Source organism: Mycolicibacter sinensis (assembly GCF_001673565.1).
Lineage (GTDB): Bacteria > Actinomycetota > Actinomycetes > Mycobacteriales > Mycobacteriaceae > Mycobacterium > Mycobacterium sinense_C.
In genome coordinates this window covers 14,024-31,015 of the sequence record NZ_LZMF01000147.1, presented here as the reverse complement: position 1 = coordinate 31,015, position 16,992 = coordinate 14,024, and the positions used below count along the sequence as shown (strand labels likewise).

At 68.6% G+C, this 16,992-nt stretch carries 20 protein-coding genes and 1 pseudogene; 18 read left to right on the top strand and 3 right to left on the bottom strand.

The features are described from left to right. On the bottom strand, positions 1-111 hold a 111-nt coding region (locus A5648_RS22990; RefSeq protein WP_428844369.1), incomplete at its 3' end, for a hypothetical protein. Here A5648_RS22990 and A5648_RS21765 point away from each other — a divergent pair. The 9 genes and pseudogenes from A5648_RS21765 to A5648_RS21725 all read left to right on the top strand — a co-directional run. Beyond that, positions 71-523: pseudogene (locus A5648_RS21765) on the top strand (aminotransferase class I/II-fold pyridoxal phosphate-dependent enzyme); the annotation flags it as partial. The gene A5648_RS22990 and the pseudogene A5648_RS21765 sit on opposite strands and share 41 nt — an antisense overlap. Beyond that, positions 520-1,134 carry an imidazoleglycerol-phosphate dehydratase HisB gene (hisB, locus tag A5648_RS21760; RefSeq protein WP_065026556.1) on the top strand — a complete coding sequence of 205 codons (615 nt, stop codon included), beginning with the start codon at positions 520-522 and terminating at the stop codon, positions 1,132-1,134. The pseudogene A5648_RS21765 and the gene hisB, both read left to right, overlap by 4 nt. Continuing rightward, positions 1,131-1,745: an imidazole glycerol phosphate synthase subunit HisH gene (gene hisH, locus A5648_RS21755; protein ID WP_065026555.1), complete on the top strand. Its 615-nt coding sequence runs from the start codon at positions 1,131-1,133 to the stop codon at positions 1,743-1,745. The genes hisB and hisH overlap by 4 nt, the downstream gene beginning before the upstream one ends. Continuing rightward, the gene (gene priA / locus A5648_RS21750; protein WP_065026554.1) at positions 1,742-2,494 is read left to right on the top strand and encodes a bifunctional 1-(5-phosphoribosyl)-5-((5-phosphoribosylamino)methylideneamino)imidazole-4-carboxamide isomerase/phosphoribosylanthranilate isomerase PriA; all 753 of its coding nucleotides are present in this window, start codon (positions 1,742-1,744) and stop codon (positions 2,492-2,494) included. Before hisH ends, priA begins: the two co-directional genes overlap by 4 nt. Positions 2,495-2,502: 8 nt before the next feature. After that, a complete protein-coding gene (locus A5648_RS21745; RefSeq protein ID WP_065026553.1) occupies positions 2,503-3,318 on the top strand; it encodes an inositol monophosphatase family protein in 816 nt (271 codons plus the stop codon). A 1-nt stretch (position 3,319) separates the two neighbouring features. Beyond that, a complete protein-coding gene (gene hisF, locus A5648_RS21740; RefSeq protein WP_065026552.1) occupies positions 3,320-4,105 on the top strand; it encodes an imidazole glycerol phosphate synthase subunit HisF in 786 nt (261 codons plus the stop codon). Further along, complete coding sequence (gene hisI, locus A5648_RS21735; RefSeq protein WP_065026551.1) at positions 4,102-4,449, top strand: phosphoribosyl-AMP cyclohydrolase; 348 nt, start codon at positions 4,102-4,104, stop codon at positions 4,447-4,449. The genes hisF and hisI overlap by 4 nt, the downstream gene beginning before the upstream one ends. A 36-nt stretch (positions 4,450-4,485) precedes the next feature. Continuing rightward, positions 4,486-5,199 (top strand): M protein, encoded by a 714-nt coding sequence (locus A5648_RS21730; protein ID WP_065026550.1) that lies wholly within the window; start codon positions 4,486-4,488, stop codon positions 5,197-5,199. A 173-nt stretch (positions 5,200-5,372) separates the two neighbouring features. Continuing rightward, the gene (locus A5648_RS21725) at positions 5,373-6,404 is read left to right on the top strand and encodes a hypothetical protein (RefSeq protein WP_065026549.1); all 1,032 of its coding nucleotides are present in this window, start codon (positions 5,373-5,375) and stop codon (positions 6,402-6,404) included. Here the strand turns inward: A5648_RS21725 and A5648_RS21720 are convergent. Further along, a complete protein-coding gene (locus A5648_RS21720) occupies positions 6,401-6,865 on the bottom strand; it encodes a peroxiredoxin (RefSeq protein ID WP_065026548.1) in 465 nt (154 codons plus the stop codon). The two genes, A5648_RS21725 and A5648_RS21720, sit on opposite strands and share 4 nt — an antisense overlap. 26 nt (positions 6,866-6,891) lie before the next feature. Between A5648_RS21720 and A5648_RS21715 the strand changes: the two genes are divergently transcribed. The 9 genes from A5648_RS21715 (at position 6,892) to A5648_RS21675 (ending at position 16,346) form a co-directional block, all read left to right on the top strand. Then, positions 6,892-8,448, top strand: coding sequence for an anthranilate synthase component I (locus A5648_RS21715; protein ID WP_207511808.1), 1,557 nt, complete (start codon positions 6,892-6,894; stop codon positions 8,446-8,448). Continuing rightward, a complete protein-coding gene (locus tag A5648_RS21710; RefSeq protein WP_065026547.1) occupies positions 8,441-9,100 on the top strand; it encodes a TIGR02234 family membrane protein in 660 nt (219 codons plus the stop codon). The genes A5648_RS21715 and A5648_RS21710 overlap by 8 nt, the downstream gene beginning before the upstream one ends. Positions 9,101-9,172: 72 nt before the next feature. Next, a complete protein-coding gene (gene trpC / locus A5648_RS21705) occupies positions 9,173-9,991 on the top strand; it encodes an indole-3-glycerol phosphate synthase TrpC (RefSeq protein ID WP_065026546.1) in 819 nt (272 codons plus the stop codon). Then, positions 9,992-11,260 (top strand): tryptophan synthase subunit beta, encoded by a 1,269-nt coding sequence (gene trpB / locus A5648_RS21700; RefSeq protein WP_065026545.1) that lies wholly within the window; start codon positions 9,992-9,994, stop codon positions 11,258-11,260. Continuing rightward, positions 11,257-12,063 carry a tryptophan synthase subunit alpha gene (trpA, locus tag A5648_RS21695; protein WP_065026544.1) on the top strand — a complete coding sequence of 269 codons (807 nt, stop codon included), beginning with the start codon at positions 11,257-11,259 and terminating at the stop codon, positions 12,061-12,063. Before trpB ends, trpA begins: the two co-directional genes overlap by 4 nt. Further along, positions 12,060-13,553: a prolipoprotein diacylglyceryl transferase gene (lgt, locus tag A5648_RS21690; protein WP_082966630.1), complete on the top strand. Its 1,494-nt coding sequence runs from the start codon at positions 12,060-12,062 to the stop codon at positions 13,551-13,553. Before trpA ends, lgt begins: the two co-directional genes overlap by 4 nt. Before the next feature lie 34 nt (positions 13,554-13,587). Next, a complete protein-coding gene (locus tag A5648_RS21685) occupies positions 13,588-13,989 on the top strand; it encodes an NINE protein (RefSeq protein ID WP_082966629.1) in 402 nt (133 codons plus the stop codon). Between the two features lie 60 nt (positions 13,990-14,049). Continuing rightward, the gene (gene pyk / locus A5648_RS21680; protein ID WP_065026543.1) at positions 14,050-15,468 is read left to right on the top strand and encodes a pyruvate kinase; all 1,419 of its coding nucleotides are present in this window, start codon (positions 14,050-14,052) and stop codon (positions 15,466-15,468) included. Continuing rightward, the gene (locus A5648_RS21675; protein ID WP_065026542.1) at positions 15,468-16,346 is read left to right on the top strand and encodes an acyl-CoA thioesterase II; all 879 of its coding nucleotides are present in this window, start codon (positions 15,468-15,470) and stop codon (positions 16,344-16,346) included. Before pyk ends, A5648_RS21675 begins: the two co-directional genes overlap by 1 nt. Here the strand turns inward: A5648_RS21675 and A5648_RS21670 are convergent. Then, on the bottom strand, positions 16,343-16,900 hold the full coding sequence (locus tag A5648_RS21670; RefSeq protein WP_065026541.1) for a DUF4190 domain-containing protein: 558 nt from the start codon (positions 16,898-16,900) through the stop codon (positions 16,343-16,345). The genes A5648_RS21675 and A5648_RS21670 overlap by 4 nt on opposite strands. Positions 16,901-16,992 lie beyond the last annotated feature (92 nt).

Below are 16,992 nucleotides of genomic sequence, written 5' to 3'. Positions count from 1 at the left end.
GCGGTCATCGGCGTGCCGTAGCGCAGCACGGGCGGCCGCCTGGGTGATCGCCGACAGGTGATAGGGCAACCGCACCAGCAGCATCGCGTCGATCACCGCCGGGGCGGCGATCAGGTATCCGAGCCGGCCGCCGGCGAATGCGAACGCCTTGCTCATGGTGCGGTTGCCCTATCACCTGTCGGCGATCACCCAGGCGGCCGCCCGTGCTGCGCTACGGCACGCCGATGACACCCTGGGCAGCGTCGCGCAGCTCATCTCCGAACGGGAGCGGGTCTGCGCGGCCTTGAGCGCCATGGGGTTTCGGGTCATCCCCAGCGATGCCAACTTCGTGCTGTTCGGCGAATTCGCCGATGCGCCCGCAACCTGGCAGCGCTACCTGGATGCCGGCATTCTGATCCGCGACGTCGGCATCGCCGGATACCTGCGCGCCACCACCGGATTGCCGGAGGAGAACGACGCCCTGCTCGCCGCCAGCCAACGCCTTGCGGCCACCGAACTCGCACAAACATTAGGAGCTTCATGACCGGCAGCCGCCGCGCCCGGGTGGAACGCACCACCCGCGAATCCGAGATCACCGTCGAACTCGACCTCGACGGCACCGGGACCGTCGACATCGACACCGGGGTGCCGTTCTATGACCACATGTTGACCGCGCTCGGCAGCCACGCCAGTTTCGACCTGACGGTGCGCGCCAAAGGTGACGTCGAGATCGAGGCGCATCACACCGTGGAGGACACCGCGATCGTGCTCGGGCAGGCCCTGGACCGGGCGCTCGGCGACAAGAAAGGCATCCGGCGGTTCGGCGACGCGTTCATCCCGATGGACGAAACACTGGCGCACGCCGCCGTCGACGTGTCCGGGCGGCCCTACTGTGTGCACACCGGCGAGCCGGATCACTTGATGCACAGCACCATTGCCGGTTCGCAGGTGCCGTACCACACCGTCATCAACCGCCACGTGTTCGAGACACTGGCCTCGAACGCCCGTATCGCGCTGCATGTCCGGGTGCTCTACGGGCGCGACCCGCACCACATCACCGAGGCGCAGTACAAGGCGGTCGCCCGTGCGCTGCGCCAGGCCGTGGAGCCCGATCCGCGGGTGACCGGCGTGCCGTCGACCAAAGGCGCTCTGTGAAGTCGGTAGTGATCCTGGATTACGGCTCGGGCAACCTGCGTTCAGCCCAGCGTGCCCTGCAGCGGGCCGGGGCCGCGGTCGAGGTGACCGCCGACGCCGAAGCGGCGGCTGCTGCCGATGGACTGGTGGTTCCCGGCGTCGGCGCCTTCGCGGCGTGCATGGCCGGGCTCCACGCGGTGCGCGGAGAGCAGATCATCGCCGAACGGGTGGCGGCTGGGCGCCCGGTGTTGGGGGTCTGCGTCGGGATGCAGATCCTTTTCGCTCGCGGCGTCGAGTTCGGCGTGGAGACCGTCGGCTGCGGGCAATGGCCCGGCGCGGTCACCCGACTCGAGGCGCCGGTGATCCCGCACATGGGCTGGAACGTCGTGGACGCGCCGCCCGGCAGCACCTTGTTCGCCGGGTTGGACGCCGACACCAGGTTCTACTTTGTGCACTCCTACGCCGCGCAGCGCTGGGAGGGCCGTCCCGAGGCTTTGGTGACCCGGGCGACCCATCAGGTACCGTTCCTGGCGGCTGTCGAGGACGGGCCGTTGGCCGCCACCCAGTTTCACCCCGAAAAGAGTGGGGATGCCGGGGCGAGACTGCTGAGCAACTGGGTGGAGGCATTGTGAGTACACGTTTGATCTTGCTGCCGGCCGTCGACGTGGTCGGCGGGCGTGCGGTGCGACTGGTGCAGGGCAAGGCCGGCAGCGAGACTGAATACGGGTCGGCGCTCGAAGCCGCGCTGGGCTGGCAGCGCGACGGCGCCGAGTGGATTCACCTCGTCGACCTGGATGCCGCCTTCGGCCGCGGCTCCAACCGTGAGCTGCTCGCCGATGTGGTCGGCCGCCTTGACGTGAAAGTCGAAATGTCCGGCGGTATCCGCGATGACGACTCGCTGGCGGCGGCGCTGGCCACCGGCTGCGCCCGGGTGAACCTGGGCACCGCGGCGTTGGAGAACCCGCAGTGGTGTGCCCGCGCGATCGCCGAGCACGGCGACCGGATCGCGGTCGGCTTGGACGTACAGCTCGACAAGGACAGTCCGGAAGGCGCGTACCGGTTGCGCGGACGCGGCTGGGAGACCGACGGCGGCGAACTGTGGCCGGTGCTGGAACGTCTTGACCGCGAAGGGTGTTCACGCTTCGTGGTCACCGATGTGACCAAGGACGGCACCTTGGGCGGACCCAACCTTGAGCTGCTCGGCGAGGTCGCCGACCGGACCGACGCACCGGTGATCGCCTCCGGCGGAGTGTCCAGCCTCGACGATCTGCGGGCGATCGCCACGCTGGTGGACCGCGGAGTCGAGGGCGCGATCGTCGGCAAAGCGCTCTATGCGGGGCGGTTCACCCTGCCCGAGGCGCTGACCGCGGTGCAAGGCTAGGCCCGCGCGTGGCGCTGGACACCGCGGATCTGAACGCCCTGGTCGCCGAGGCGTCGAAAATCCTTGATGTCGCGGCGCAGCCGTTCCTCGAGGGCCACCGCGCCGGTTCGGCGGTTCGCAAGGGCGGCAACGACTTCGCCACCGAGGTCGACCTGGCTCTGGAGCGTCAGATCACCGACGACTTGGTGGCGGCGACCGGAATCGGTGTGCACGGCGAAGAATTCGGCGGCCCGCCGATCGATTCGCCGCTGGTGTGGGTGCTGGATCCGATCGACGGCACGTTCAACTACGCCGCGGGATCACCGCTGGCCGCAATCCTGTTGGGTCTGCTGCGCGACGGTGAGCCGGTGGCCGGGCTGACCTGGCTGCCGTTCACCGACCAGCGCTACACCGCGGTGGCAGGCGGCCCGTTGCTGCGCAACGGGGCGGTCCAGCCGGCGCTGGGCCCGACGGTGCTCTCGGAGTCCCAGGTCGGGATCGGCACCTTCAACGTCGAGTGGCGGGGACGCTTCCCGGGCCGCTATCGACTCGCGGTGCTGGAGGGCCTGAGCCGGGTGACTTCGCGGCAGCGGGTGCACGGCGCCACCGGAATCGACCTGGCCTACGTCGCCGACGGCATTCTCGGCGGGGCGCTCAGTTTCGGCGACCACATCTGGGACCACGCCGCCGGTGTCGCGCTGGTGCGCGCGGCCGGGGGCGTCGTCACGGATCTGACCGGCGCGCCGTGGACGTCGCAGTCGCGCTCGGCGCTGGCCGCCGCGCCGGGCGTGCACCGCGAGATCCTCGACATCCTGACCGCGGTCGGCGCCCCGGAGGACTACTGAGATGAGCCAACCCAGCGATGTGGCGGTGCGGGTCATCCCGTGCCTGGACGTCGACGGCGGCCGGGTCGTCAAAGGGGTCAACTTCGCGAACCTGCGCGATGCCGGCGATCCTGTCGAGCTCGCCGCCGCCTACGACGCCGAGGGCGCTGACGAACTGACGTTTCTTGACGTCACGGCGTCGTCGTCGGGGCGGGCGACCATGCTGGAGGTGGTCGCCCGCACTGCCGACCAAGTGTTCATCCCGCTCACCGTCGGTGGTGGGGTGCGCACCGTCGCCGACGTCGACGTGCTGCTGCGGGCCGGCGCCGACAAGGTGTCGGTGAACACCGCCGCGATCGCCCGCCCCGAGCTGCTGGCCGAGCTGGCCCTCCAGTTCGGCTCCCAGTGCATCGTGCTGTCGGTCGACGCCCGCACGGTGCCAACCGGATCGGCGCCGACCCCGTCCGGATGGGAGGTCACCACCCACGGCGGCCGGCGCGGCACCGGAATCGACGCCGTCGAGTGGGCGGTCCGTGGTGTCGAACTGGGCGTCGGGGAGATCCTGCTGAACTCGATGGACGCCGACGGCACCAAGGCCGGCTTCGACCTGCCGATGTTGCGCGCGGTGCGGGCGGCGGTGAGCGTGCCGGTGATCGCCAGTGGGGGAGCCGGCGCGACGGAGCATTTCGCGCCGGCGGTCGATGCTGGCGCCGATGCGGTGCTGGCGGCCAGCGTCTTTCATTTCCGCGAGTTGACGATCGGGCAGGTCAAAGCGGCGATGGCGGCCGAAGGGATCATTGTGCGATGACACTCGATCCGATGATCGCGGCCCGGCTCAAACGCAACGCCGACGGCTTGATCGCTGCGGTGGCGCAGGAGCGGGGCAGCGGCGACGTGCTGATGGTCGCCTGGATGGACGACGACGCCCTGGCGCGCACCCTGGAAACCCGTGAGGCGACGTATTTTTCGCGCTCGCGGGGGCAGCAGTGGGTCAAGGGCGCGACATCCGGACATACCCAACACGTGCACTCGGTGCGGTTGGACTGCGACGGTGACACCGTGCTGCTGGAGGTCGATCAGACCGGCGGGGCCTGCCACACCGGCGACCACAGTTGCTTCGACTCCGACGTGTTGCTGCCTCCCGCGGATTGATTCCCTGACCGGGCCCGAGCGGTATGCTGGCCGATTGTGAACTCCGACGAACCGGACGACTCGTACCCGTTGGACTACCCGGGTTTGGAGTTGGAGCGGGTTTCCCAGCAGATCGACTCCCACTACGCCCGGGGCACGGTCAGCGACAGCGAGGCGCACCTGCCGCGCGCGGGAGCACGGATCATCGCGCTCACCAAGCAGCTGAGCGAGTCGCAGGCGACCCTGGAGTCGACGTCCGTGCAGTTCAACGAGTTGGCGTCGGCCATCCCCGGTGACATCGTGGATCTCAGTGATCGGCTCTCCGGAATTCTCAACGGCGCCATGGCCGAAGCCGAGGACATTCGGACGGAGGCGCAGCGATTCGCCGACGAATTGCGCAGTGCTGCCGAAAAGGAAGCCGGGGCGATTCTCGATGACGCCGAGGCGCAGCGCCGAGAAGCGGCCGAACTGCGGGCCGAGCTGGAGGCCCAGCACAAGCAACTTCGGGTTCATGCCGCCCAATTGCGGCGGCAGGCCGTGATGAGCGCCGCGGAGATCATGAAGGAAGCCGAGAACCACGCCTCGGAGATATTGACCGAAATGAACAACGCGATCAATACGCATGTCGCCGATGCGCAGCTTCGGTTGACCGAGCTCATGGATGCCCGCGCGAAAATCGTCAATCAGATTCAGCGTTCGACCACCGGGGTGAAACGTGAATCCCTCGCCCCGGCCAAAGAGTCCTGGTTTCGCGAAAATCGTCCGCGCTGACTTATGTCAGCCCTGTTAATGCGAGCCGGTGACACGCCCACGCAGGTCTGGTACGCTGCGTCGCACGGCAACTGGCCGGTCCATTTGGCCTCGCGCACAAGCCAACTCAGTCGAGCAGCTGGTTGCCCCCCGAAACCCGCAGACCGAACCAGTCAGGTGCTAGGAGTAAATCGGTGGCCCTAGAGATTCCGGAATTCGAAACGCAGATGCGCGGTTTCGACCGCAATGAGGTGTCCGACTACATCGCGCGCCTGCATCATGAAATCGAGATCCTGCAGGATCGAACGAAATCTCTCGACGCGGTCAAGGCGCAGACGCGATTTGATCGCGAACAACTGACCGCCGAGGTCACGCGACTGCAAAACGACATTGTGCGGATGACCGCCGAGGCTGATTCCGAGCGTCAGCGCCTCACCGCTGAGCTGGCCGAACTGCGGTCCCAATTCGAGCAGGTCACCGGTCCGGTCGATTCGGTGGAGGGCATGTCGGATCGGATCGCACGGATGATGCGGATCGCCTCCGAGGAAGCGCGGCGCACCAAGGAACTGGCCCGCCAGGACGCGGAGGCGCTGACCGCAGAACTGCGCGAGCAGTTGGAGGCCGCCCGCCAGGACCGGTCCGCCGCCAGTGAGGCGCTGGCGGAGTTCCAGGCTTCCACCAATGTGCGCCGGGCGAAGATCCTCGAAACCGCGACCGCCGAAGCGGAGGAGATCCTGCGGATCGCCCATGAGGAACGCAGCCGGATCGCGCAGGAGATCGAGGACGCCGAACGCAGCCGCCGCGAGGTCTACCAGCGCCTCGCCGAGGAAGACGAGCGCAACCGACGGGCGGCGCAGGAGGCGCTCGACGAGCAGATCAAGCTGGCCTGGGAGGAGGACGAGCGCAACCGCCGCGAGGCGCAGCGCCGGCTGGACCAGAAGATGCAGGCGGCCTGGGAACAGGCCGAGGCGAACATCGCCAAGCTCGACAAGGAAGCCCGCCTGGAGGCCTCCACGCTGATCAGCACCACCAAACGCGAGTCCAAGCTGCTCACCGAGCGCACCCAGGCCGAAGTGGATCTATTGGTGCGGGAGCGCTCCGGGATCGTCACCCACCTCAACGAGATCCGGAACTGGATCGACACCGCCGTCGGCGACAGCCGCCAGGTGGCCGAGGATGCTCCCGCCCAGGACGACGCGGCAGCGGAAGACGCCGCCGAGAATTAGGCCGACGAGCGGGCCCGCAGCAGCTCCAGCGCCTTGTCGGCGTGGGTGTCCATGGAGAACTCGCTGGCGATCACGTCGAGCACCTTGCGGTCGGTGTCGATGACGAAGGTGGTGCGCTTGACCGGCATCAACTTGCCGAGCAACCCGCGTTTGACCCCGAACTGGGCGGCCACCGTGCCCTCGGTGTCCGACAACAGCGGGTAGTCGAAGCCCTGCTGGTCGGCGAACTTGGCCTGCTTGGCCACCGGATCGGCACTGATGCCCACCCGCTGTGCCCCGACCGCGGCGAACTCGCCGGCCAGGTCACGGAAGTGGCAGGCCTCCTTGGTGCAGCCCGGCGTCATCGCCGCCGGATAGAAGAACAGCACCACCGGCCCGTCGGCCAGCAATGCGGTGAGCTTGCGCGGTGTTCCGGTCTGGTCGGGCAGTTCGAAATCGGCCACGGTGTCGCCTGTTTTCATGGCCGCAAGGCTACTCCTGACTCCACATGCGGGTCTGGGAAGATGGGCGGGTGCAAACGACCCACGCCGGCACCGCATCGCGGGAGGATTTCCGGGCCCTGGCCGCCGAGCACCGGGTGGTCCCGGTGACCCGCAAGGTGCTCGCCGACGCCGAGACGCCGCTGTCGGCCTACCGCAAACTGGCCGCCAACCGGCCGGGCACGTTCTTGCTGGAGTCGGCCGAGAACGGGCGGTCCTGGTCGCGCTGGTCGTTCATCGGTGCCGGAACCTCCTCGGCGCTGACGGTGCGCGACGGCGAAGCGGGGTGGCTGGGCGCGGCCCCGCAGGGTGCCCCCACCGGCGGCGACCCGTTGCAGGCCCTGCGCGAGACCCTGGCGCTGCTGGAAACGGCCCACCTGCCCGGCCTGCCGCCGCTGTCGAGCGGCCTGGTGGGTTTCTTCGCCTACGACATGGTGCGCCGGTTGGAGCGGCTTCCCGAGCTGGCGAAAGACGACCTGCGATTGCCCGACATGTTGCTGCTGCTGGCCACCGACATGGCCGCCGTCGACCACCACGAGGGCACCATCACCCTGATCGCCAACGCGGTCAACTGGAACGGCACCGACGAGCGGGTCGACGAGGCCTACGACGACGCGATCGCCCGCCTCGATGTGATGACCGCGGCACTGAGTCAGCCGCTGGAGTCCAGTGTGGCGACCTTCGACCGTCCCGAGCCGGTCTACCGAAGGCAGCGCACCGCCGAGGAGTACGGGGCGATCGTCGAGCGCCTGGTCGGGGAGATCGAGGCCGGCGAGGCGTTTCAGGTGGTGCCGTCGCAGCGTTTCGAGATGGACACCGACGTCGACCCCATTGACGTCTACCGGATGCTGCGGGTATCCAATCCGAGCCCGTACATGTATCTGCTGCAGGTCCCCGATGACGGTGGGGGACTGGCCTTTTCGATTGTCGGCTCCAGCCCCGAGGCGTTGGTGACGGTCCAGGACGGTCGCGCGACCACCCACCCGATCGCCGGAACCCGGTGGCGCGGTGCGACCGAGGAGGAAGACCTGCTGCTGGAGAAGGACCTGCTCAATGACGACAAGGAGCGCGCCGAGCACCTGATGCTCGTCGACCTCGGCCGCAACGACTTGGGCCGGGTATGCGTTCCGGGCACGGTGCGGGTGGCCGACTACAGCCACATCGAGCGCTACAGCCACGTCATGCACCTGGTGTCCACGGTCACCGGCTTGCTCGCCGAGGACCGCACCGCACTGGACGCGGTGACCGCGTGCTTCCCGGCCGGCACCCTGTCCGGTGCGCCCAAGGTCCGCGCGATGGAGCTGATCGAGGAGGTCGAGAAGACCCGACGCGGCCTCTACGGCGGCGTCGTCGGCTATCTGGATTTCGCCGGCAACGCCGACTTCGCGATCGCGATCCGCACCGCCCTGCTCGCCGGCGGCACCGCCTACGTGCAGGCCGGCGGCGGGGTGGTGGCCGACTCCAACGGCCCGTATGAGTACACCGAGGCCTCGAACAAGGCCCGCGCGGTGCTGGCTGCGATCGCCGCCGCCGAAACTCTGACCGCGCCCGGGACCGATGGCTGAGGGTCGGGCCCGTCGTGCCACCGTCGCGCTGCGGGTGGCGCAACTGCTGCTGGTGCTGGCCGCCGGCGGCCTGTGGGGTGCCTCCCGGCTGCCCTGGGTGCTGATCCGCTCGTTCGACGGGCTGGGGCAGCCCAAGGAGGTCGCGGTCACCGGTGCGTCGTGGTCGACGGCGCTGGTGCCCCTGGCGCTGCTCTGCCTGGCCGCCGCCGTCGCCGCGGTGGCGGTGCGGGGCTGGCCGCTGCGGGCGCTGGCGGTGCTGATGGCCGCGGTGAGCCTGGCGGCCGGTTATCTGGCCGTGAGCATGTGGGTGGTGCGCGACATCGCGCTGCGTGCCCTCGACATCGCCGAAATCCCGCTGACCTCGCTGCTGGGGACCGACCGCCGGCTGGCCGGTGCGGTGCTGAGCCTGCTCGCCGCGCTGTGCGTGCTGGTCGCTGCCGTGCTCCTGATGCGCACGGCCGCGCACGGCTCCGGCGGTGACGCGAAATATGCGGCGCCGGCGGCGCGCCGGGAGGCTGTCCGGGGCCGCGCTGGTGGCGCTGAGGGCCAGGAGATGTCGGAACGGTCGATGTGGGATGCACTTGACGAGGGCTCTGACCCGACCAGTGATCCACCCGATGACGCGCCCGGCCCGGCCGCCGAGGGCCGGTGACATCGCGGGTGGTGACGGTAGCTACCCTTCGATGAAGGTCTTCGACGGAACGTGCGAGAGGAACCGGCAGACATGAGTTCGGCAACCGTGCTCGACTCCATCATCGAAGGAGTCTGCGCCGACGTTGCCGCCCGGGAGGCCGTCGTCAGCCTGGCGCAAGTCAAGGCGGCAGCCGAGGCCATGCCCGCGCCGCGGGACGTCATGGCGGCACTGCGAGAGCCCGGCATCGCGGTGATCGCCGAGGTCAAGCGCGCCAGCCCGTCGAAGGGCCAACTGGCCGCCATCGCCGACCCGGCCGAACTCGCCTGCGCCTACGCCGAAGGCGGTGCCCGCGCGATCAGTGTGCTGACCGAACAGCGCCGGTTCAACGGCTCGCTGGCCGACCTGGACGCGGTGCGCGCCGCGGTGTCGGTGCCGGTGCTGCGCAAGGACTTCATCGTGCGGCCCTACCAGATTCACGAAGCACGCGCCCATGGCGCGGACATGCTGTTGCTGATCGTGGCGGCGCTCGAACAGCAGGCCCTGGTCTCGATGCTCGACCGCACCGAGTCCCTCGGGATGACCGCCCTGGTGGAGGTGCACACCGAGGAAGAGGCCGACCGGGCCCTGACCGCCGGCGCCAAGGTGATCGGGGTCAACGCCCGCGACTTGCACACGCTGGAGGTCGACCGGGACTGCTTCGCGCGGATCGCGCCGGGCCTGCCCACCGAGGTGGTCAAGATCGCCGAGTCCGGAGTTCGCGGCACCGCGGACCTGCTGGCCTACGCCGGCGCCGGCGCGGACGCCGTTCTGGTCGGTGAGGGACTGGTCACCAGCGGCGACCCGCGGGCGGCCGTTGCCGATTTGGTCAGTGCGGGTAAGCATCCGTCCTGCCCGAAGTCGGCCCGCTAGATGTCGGACACCGCCCAGCCTCCTCTTCCGCGCGCCAGCGCCGGAGTGGCCGAACCGAGCCGGCACGACCCCGACGCCCGCGGGCACTTCGGCGCCTACGGCGGTCGATACGTCGCCGAGGCGTTGATGGCGGTCATCGAAGAAGTCACCGCCGCCTACGACAAGGTGCGCAATGACCGCGAGTTCCTCGACACTCTCGACAACCTGCAGACGCACTACACCGGCCGGCCCTCACCGCTGTATGAGGCCGAACGCCTCTCCGCCCACGCCGGCGGGGCACGCATCTTCCTCAAACGCGAGGATCTGAACCACACCGGCTCGCACAAGATCAACAACGTGCTCGGTCAGGCGTTGCTGGCGCGGCGCATGGGCAAGACCCGGGTGATCGCCGAGACCGGTGCCGGCCAGCACGGGGTGGCCACCGCCACCGCCTGCGCCCTGCTGGGGCTGGAGTGCGTGATCTACATGGGCGCCGTCGACACCCGACGCCAAGCGCTCAACGTGGCCCGGATGCGGTTGCTGGGTGCCGAGGTGGTCTCGGTGGAGTCGGGCTCGCAGACCTTGAAGGACGCTATCAACGAGGCGTTCCGGGACTGGGTGACCAACGCCGATCGCACCTACTACTGCTTCGGCACCGCCGCCGGGCCGCACCCGTTCCCGACCATGGTGCGCGACTTCCAGCGGATCGTCGGCCTGGAGACCCGCACGCAGATCCAGCAGATGGCGGGCCGGCTGCCCGATGCCGTGGTGGCCTGCGTAGGCGGCGGATCGAACGCCATCGGCATCTTCCACGCGTTCCTGGACGACCCGGCGGTGCGGCTGATCGGATACGAAGCCGGCGGCGACGGCGTGGCCACCGGCCGGCACGCCGCGACGTTCACCGGCGGATCCCCGGGCGCGTTCCAGGGGTCGTTCTCCTACCTGCTGCAAGACGAAGACGGTCAGACCATCGAATCCCATTCGATCTCGGCGGGGCTGGACTACCCCGGCGTCGGCCCGGAGCACGCCTGGCTGCGCGAGACGGGGCGCGCCGAGTACCGGCCGATCACCGACACCGAGGCGATGGAGGCATTCGGAATACTCTGCCGCACTGAGGGAATCATCCCGGCGATCGAATCCGCGCACGCGGTGGCCGGTGCGCTGCAGCTGGCCGCCGAGCTGGGCCCGGGCAAAATCGTCGTGGCGAACCTGTCCGGGCGCGGCGACAAGGACGTCGAGACCGCCGCCAAGTGGTTCGGCCTGCTCGACGACGAGGGCGGTCAGGCATGAGCGGTCACGCCGGCGACCGGCTGGCCTCGATGTTCGCCGCGTGCCACGACGAGGGCCGCGCCGCCCTGATCGGCTACCTGCCGACCGGCTACCCGGACGTGCCGGGCTCCATCGCCGCGATGACCACGCTGGTCGAGGCGGGTTGCGACCTGGTCGAAGTCGGCGTGCCGTACTCCGATCCGGGAATGGACGGCCCGACCGTCGCAGGGGCCGCCGAGGCCGCGCTGCGGGGCGGTGTCCGGGTGCGTGACACCCTGACCGTGGTCGAGGCGATCACCCGCGCCGGCGGCCGCGCGGTGGTGATGACCTACTGGAATCCGGTGCTGCGCTACGGGGTCGACGCATTCGCTCGTGATCTCGCTTCGGCCGGTGGCCTCGGGTTGATCACACCCGACCTGATCATCGACGAGGCCGACGACTGGATGGCCGCCTCCGAGCAGCACGGGCTGGACCGGATCTTCCTGGTGGCACCGTCGTCGACACCGCAGCGACTTGCCGAAACCGCGCATGCCTCAAGCGGATTCGTCTACGCCGCGTCGACAATGGGCGTCACCGGTGCTCGCGACACGGTGTCCAACGCCGCACCGGAACTGGTGCGCCGGGTCCGGGAGGCCTCCGACATTCCCGTCGGGGTGGGGTTGGGGGTGCGGTCTGGGGTGCAGGCCGCCGAGATCGGCGCCTACGCCGACGGCGTCATCGTGGGTTCGGCACTGGTCACCGCACTCACCGATAGCCTGCCCACGCTGCGGTCCTTGACCGAAGAACTTGCTTCTGGTGTGCGTCAGAAGGTTTCGCACGGATGACGTTGAACTGGCTGACCTACTTTCCCAGTCCTGCACGCGGGGTCTGGCATCTGGGCCCGGTGCCCATCCGGGCTTATGCACTGTGCATCATCATCGGGATCGTCATCGCCCTGCTGATCGGGGACCGCCGGTGGCGGGCCCGCGGCGGCGAGCCGGGCGTCATCTATGACATCGCGCTGTGGGCGGTGCCGTTCGGGTTGATCGGTGGACGGCTGTATCACCTGATGACGGACTGGCGAACCTACTTCGGTGAGGGCGGCGTCGGATGGGAGGCCACGCCACGTATCTGGGACGGCGGTCTGGGCATCTGGGGTGCGGTGGCGCTCGGCGGTATCGGCGCCTGGATCGGCTGCCGCCGTCGCGGGATCCCGCTGCCGGCCTTCGGCGACGCGGTCGCGCCCGGCATCGTGTTGGCGCAGGCGATCGGGCGCATCGGCAACTACTTCAATCAGGAGCTCTACGGCCGGGAGACGACGCTGCCGTGGGGGCTGGAGATCTTCTGGCGTGAGGACGCTGCCGGGGTACGCGATCCGCACCTGCTCGACGGCGTGTCGACCGGGGAACTGTACAAGATCGTCCAGCCGACTTTCCTGTACGAATTGCTCTGGAACCTCGCGGTATTCGCGGTGCTGATCTACGCCGACCGGCGGTTCCGGATGGGGCACGGCCGGCTGTTCGCGCTGTATGTCGCCGGTTACTGCATCGGGCGCTTCGGCATCGAATTGCTGCGTGATGATGCGGCCACCCACATCGCCGGCATCCGGGTGAACTCGTTCACCTCGACCTTCGTGTTCATCGGTGCGGTGGTCTACATCCTGCTGGCCACCAAGGGCCGTGAGGATCCGGACGTCATCCGCCGCGCTTGGGAGCAGCAGGGATCCGGGCAGCAGGCGGTGGCGGCCGAGCCGGAGCCGGAAGCCGAAGAGGACTTGGTGGCGCTCGGCGCCGCAAACGGCGTCGGATCGGTGGTCCGGGTGCCGAAAAGGCTTATGGGCGAAAGCGAAACCGTGGTGGAGGACGGCGGAGCTGACGACGCTGTCGCCGAAGACGCCGAGATCACCGAAGACATCGAAGACATCAAAGACGCTGAAGACGTCGAAGTCTTCGAGGTCGAGGCCGAAGCCGACGAGAACGCCGACGTCGAAGCCGACGAAGACATCGAAGCTGTCCAGGACAGCGGCACCGACGAGGTCGACGAACCCGAGGCGCTATCGGACGAAGACGCTGAGCCCGAGCCGCTATCCGACGACGAGGCCGACACCGGTGAGGATGCGGACGAGGCCGATGAAGACGCCGAACCCGAGCTCGACGATGAGTCCGAAACCGACGAAGACGCTGAGCTCGAGCCGGAACTCGAGCCTGAAACCGACGACGAAGACGCCGAATCGGAGCCCGAGCCCGAAGCCGAGCCCGAGGTCGAGGTAAACGACGGGTCAGACGAGGACTCCGAAGCCGAACCGGACGCCGTCGACGACGCTGACCAGCGCTGATAGCGGCCCGCGCGGCCCTGCCGGCATTTCTGGCATGCTCGCAGACATGACCGACCCATCATGGTCACAAGGCAATTGGCAGCAGCCGTACCAGCAACCGCCACCAGGCTATCCGCCCCCGTATCCGGGCCATCCGGACATGTGGGCGCCCTACGGCCGCCATCCGGTGACCGGGCAGCCCTACTCGGACAAGTCGAAAGTCACCGCGGCCCTGCTGCAGCTGCTCGGGTTCTTCGGCTTCCTCGGGTTCGGCCGGATGTACCTGGGCCAGGTCGGACTCGGTCTGGTGCAGCTGTTGATCGGTCTGGTGGCCACCGTCACCACCTACGGGATCGGCATCAGTGTGCCGGCTATCTGGGGCATCATCGAGGCGATCCTCATGCTGAGCGGGCGGGTACATGACAAGCACGGCCGAAAGCTGCGCGACGCTACCTAACCCGTTGGCGCCAACCGTTCCTGAGGACGACGGCTCAGCCGGCCCGACTATGCTGACGGCGTGAATAGACGCGGCAAGATCGTCTGCACTCTTGGCCCGGCGACCCACTCCGCGGAAATGGTCAGGTCATTGGTCGACGCGGGCATGGATGTGGCCCGTCTGAACTTCAGCCACGGCGACCACGAGGACCACCAAGCCTCCTACGAATGGGTGCGCATCGCATCGGACGCGACCGGGCGGGCGGTCGGCGTGCTCGCCGATCTGCAGGGGCCCAAGATCCGGCTGGGGCGTTTCGCTGACGGGCCCACTTACTGGGCCAACGGCGAGACGGTGCGGATCACCGTCGCCGACTGCCCCGGCGACCACGACCGGGTTTCGACCACCTATAAACAGCTGGCCGCCGACGCCGCGCCCGGGGACCGGGTCTTGGTCGACGACGGCAAGGTCGGCCTGGTCGTCGAGCACATCGACGGCGAGGACGTGGTGTGCACGGTCACCGAGGGCGGCCCGGTCAGCAACCACAAGGGCATGTCCCTGCCGGGCATGAAGGTCTCGGCGCCCGCGCTGTCGGAAAAGGACATCGAGGACCTGGAATTCGCCCTGACCCTCGGCGTCGACATGGTGGCGCTGTCGTTCGTGCGCTCGCCGTCGGATGTCGAGTTGGTGCACGAGGTGATGGACCGGGTCGGGCGCCGGGTTCCGGTGATCGCCAAGCTGGAGAAGCCCGAGGCGATCGAAGACCTCGAAGCCGTGGTGCTGGCGTTCGACGCGGTGATGGTCGCTCGCGGTGACCTGGGAGTGGAGCTCGCTCTCGAAGAGGTGCCGTTGGTGCAGAAGCGCGCCATCCAGGTGGCGCGGGAGAACGCCCGGCCGGTGATCGTCGCGACCCAGATGCTCGAATCGATGATCGAGAACTTCCGGCCGACCCGGGCCGAGGCGTCCGATGTGGCCAACGCGGTGCTCGACGGCGCCGACGCGGTGATGCTCTCCGGTGAGACCGCCGTGGGCAAGTACGCCCTGGAGGCGGTGCGCACGATGAGCAGGATCGTGTGTGCCGTGGAGGAGAATTCCACCGCCGCACCGCCGTTGAGCCATATCCCACGCACCAAGCGCGGAGTGATCTCCTATGCGGCTCGCGAGATCGGTGAACGACTCGACGCCAAGGCGCTGGTGGCCTTCACCCAGTCCGGTGACACCGTACGGCGGCTGGCCCGGTTGCACACCCCGCTGCCGTTGCTGGCGTTCACCGCGCTGCCCGAAGTCCGTAGTCAACTCGCAATGACTTGGGGCACTGAGACATTTATCGTCCCGCAGATGCAGTCGACCGATGGGATGATCCGTCAGGTCGACAAGGCGCTGCTGGATCTGGGCCGCTATCACCGCGGTGACCTGGTGGTCATCGTCGCGGGCGCCCCGCCCGGTACCGTGGGCTCGACCAACCTGATCCACGTGCACCGGATCGGGGAGGACGACGTCTAGTGCCGGCCGAGTCAAACACCGACTTCGCGGAGCTGTTGGCCGTACTGGATCTCAAGACCCCCCAAGACGACGTGTTCGTCGGATCGCATCCCAGCAAAACCCCGCTGCGCACCTTCGGTGGACAACTGATGGCGCAGTCGTTTGTCGCCGCGAGCCGCACCGTCGCCGCGCACCTGCCGCCCGGCGCGTTGTCCGTCCACTTCATCAACGGCGGAGATCCGGCCCGCGACATCGAGTTCCGGGTGCACCGGCTGCGCGACGAACGCCGGTTCGCCAACCGGCGGGTGGATGCGATGCAGGGCGACACCCTGGTCGCCACCGCGATGGTGTCCTACCTCTCGGGTGGTCGCGGGCTCGAGCACGGCGTGGCAGCGCCGGCGGTCCCCGATCCGGAGACGCTGCCCAGGGTCCGTGAGGTGCTCAAGGGCTACGAGGAAGTGGTGCCCAGCTTCGTCAATGCCCCCCATCCGATCGAGTGGCGGTACACCAATGATCCGGCCTGGGTAATGCGCGACAAGGGCGGGCGGCTCGATCACAATCGGGTCTGGATGAAAGCCGACGGGGTGTTGCCCGAGGACCCGGTGCTGCACACCGCGCTGATGGTGTATTCGTCGGACACCACTGTGCTGGATTCGATCATCACCACCCACGGGCTGTCGTGGGGCTTCGACCGGATCTTCGCGGCCAGCGCCAACCACACCCTGTGGTTTCACCGGCCGGTGCGTTTCGACGACTGGGTGCTGTACGCGACGTCTTCGCCGGTGGCGGCCGATTCGCGCGGGCTGGGTGCCGGGCACTTCTTCGACCGGGCCGGTCAGCTGCTCGCCACCGTCACCCAAGAGGGCGTCTTGAAGTACTTCCCGAGCGCCAAGCGCTAGGCCGGCATCAGCGCCGAGTCCGACGATTCCTGCACCAAGGGTGCTTCGGCGGTGCCGAACTTGTTCTCGAAGTGCTCACGGAACCGGTCGGTGCACTGTTGCTGGGCGCCGGCATCCGAACCCGCCTTCGTCATGCAGTCCACGTAGTCGCCGCCGCCCGCGGTCCGCCAGATGCCGACGTAGACGAAGATGCACCCGATTCCGGCGACCACCGCCAGCGCCCCGAGGACGATACCGGCGATGGCGACCCCGCCGTTGTCGGCTTCGCCGCGTTTGGCACGGCTGTGCCCGAGAAACCCGAGCACCATCGCGACGATGCCCAGCACCACCCCGCCGATCACCGACAGCGCGGTCACGATTCCGGCGATGGCTACCACCAGGGCAGCGATGCCCATCCCGTTCCGTGGCGCGCTGGGGCCGGGCGGGGGGTAGCCGGGGTACTGCCCGGGCGCCGGGTGCGGGTAGGGGTAGCCCGGCGGGGGATAGCCTCCGCCGGCCGGCGGCCAGGACGGTTGAGATTCAGGCGACAGCGAGGGCATCCCGGACTCGGGCATTGCGCGGACTCCAGATCAGAGCATCAGACAGGTGTCATACGGGTTAGGACTTAGGGTACCCGCGTTGGCGCCGACGGGTCCCGAAGCTGTCG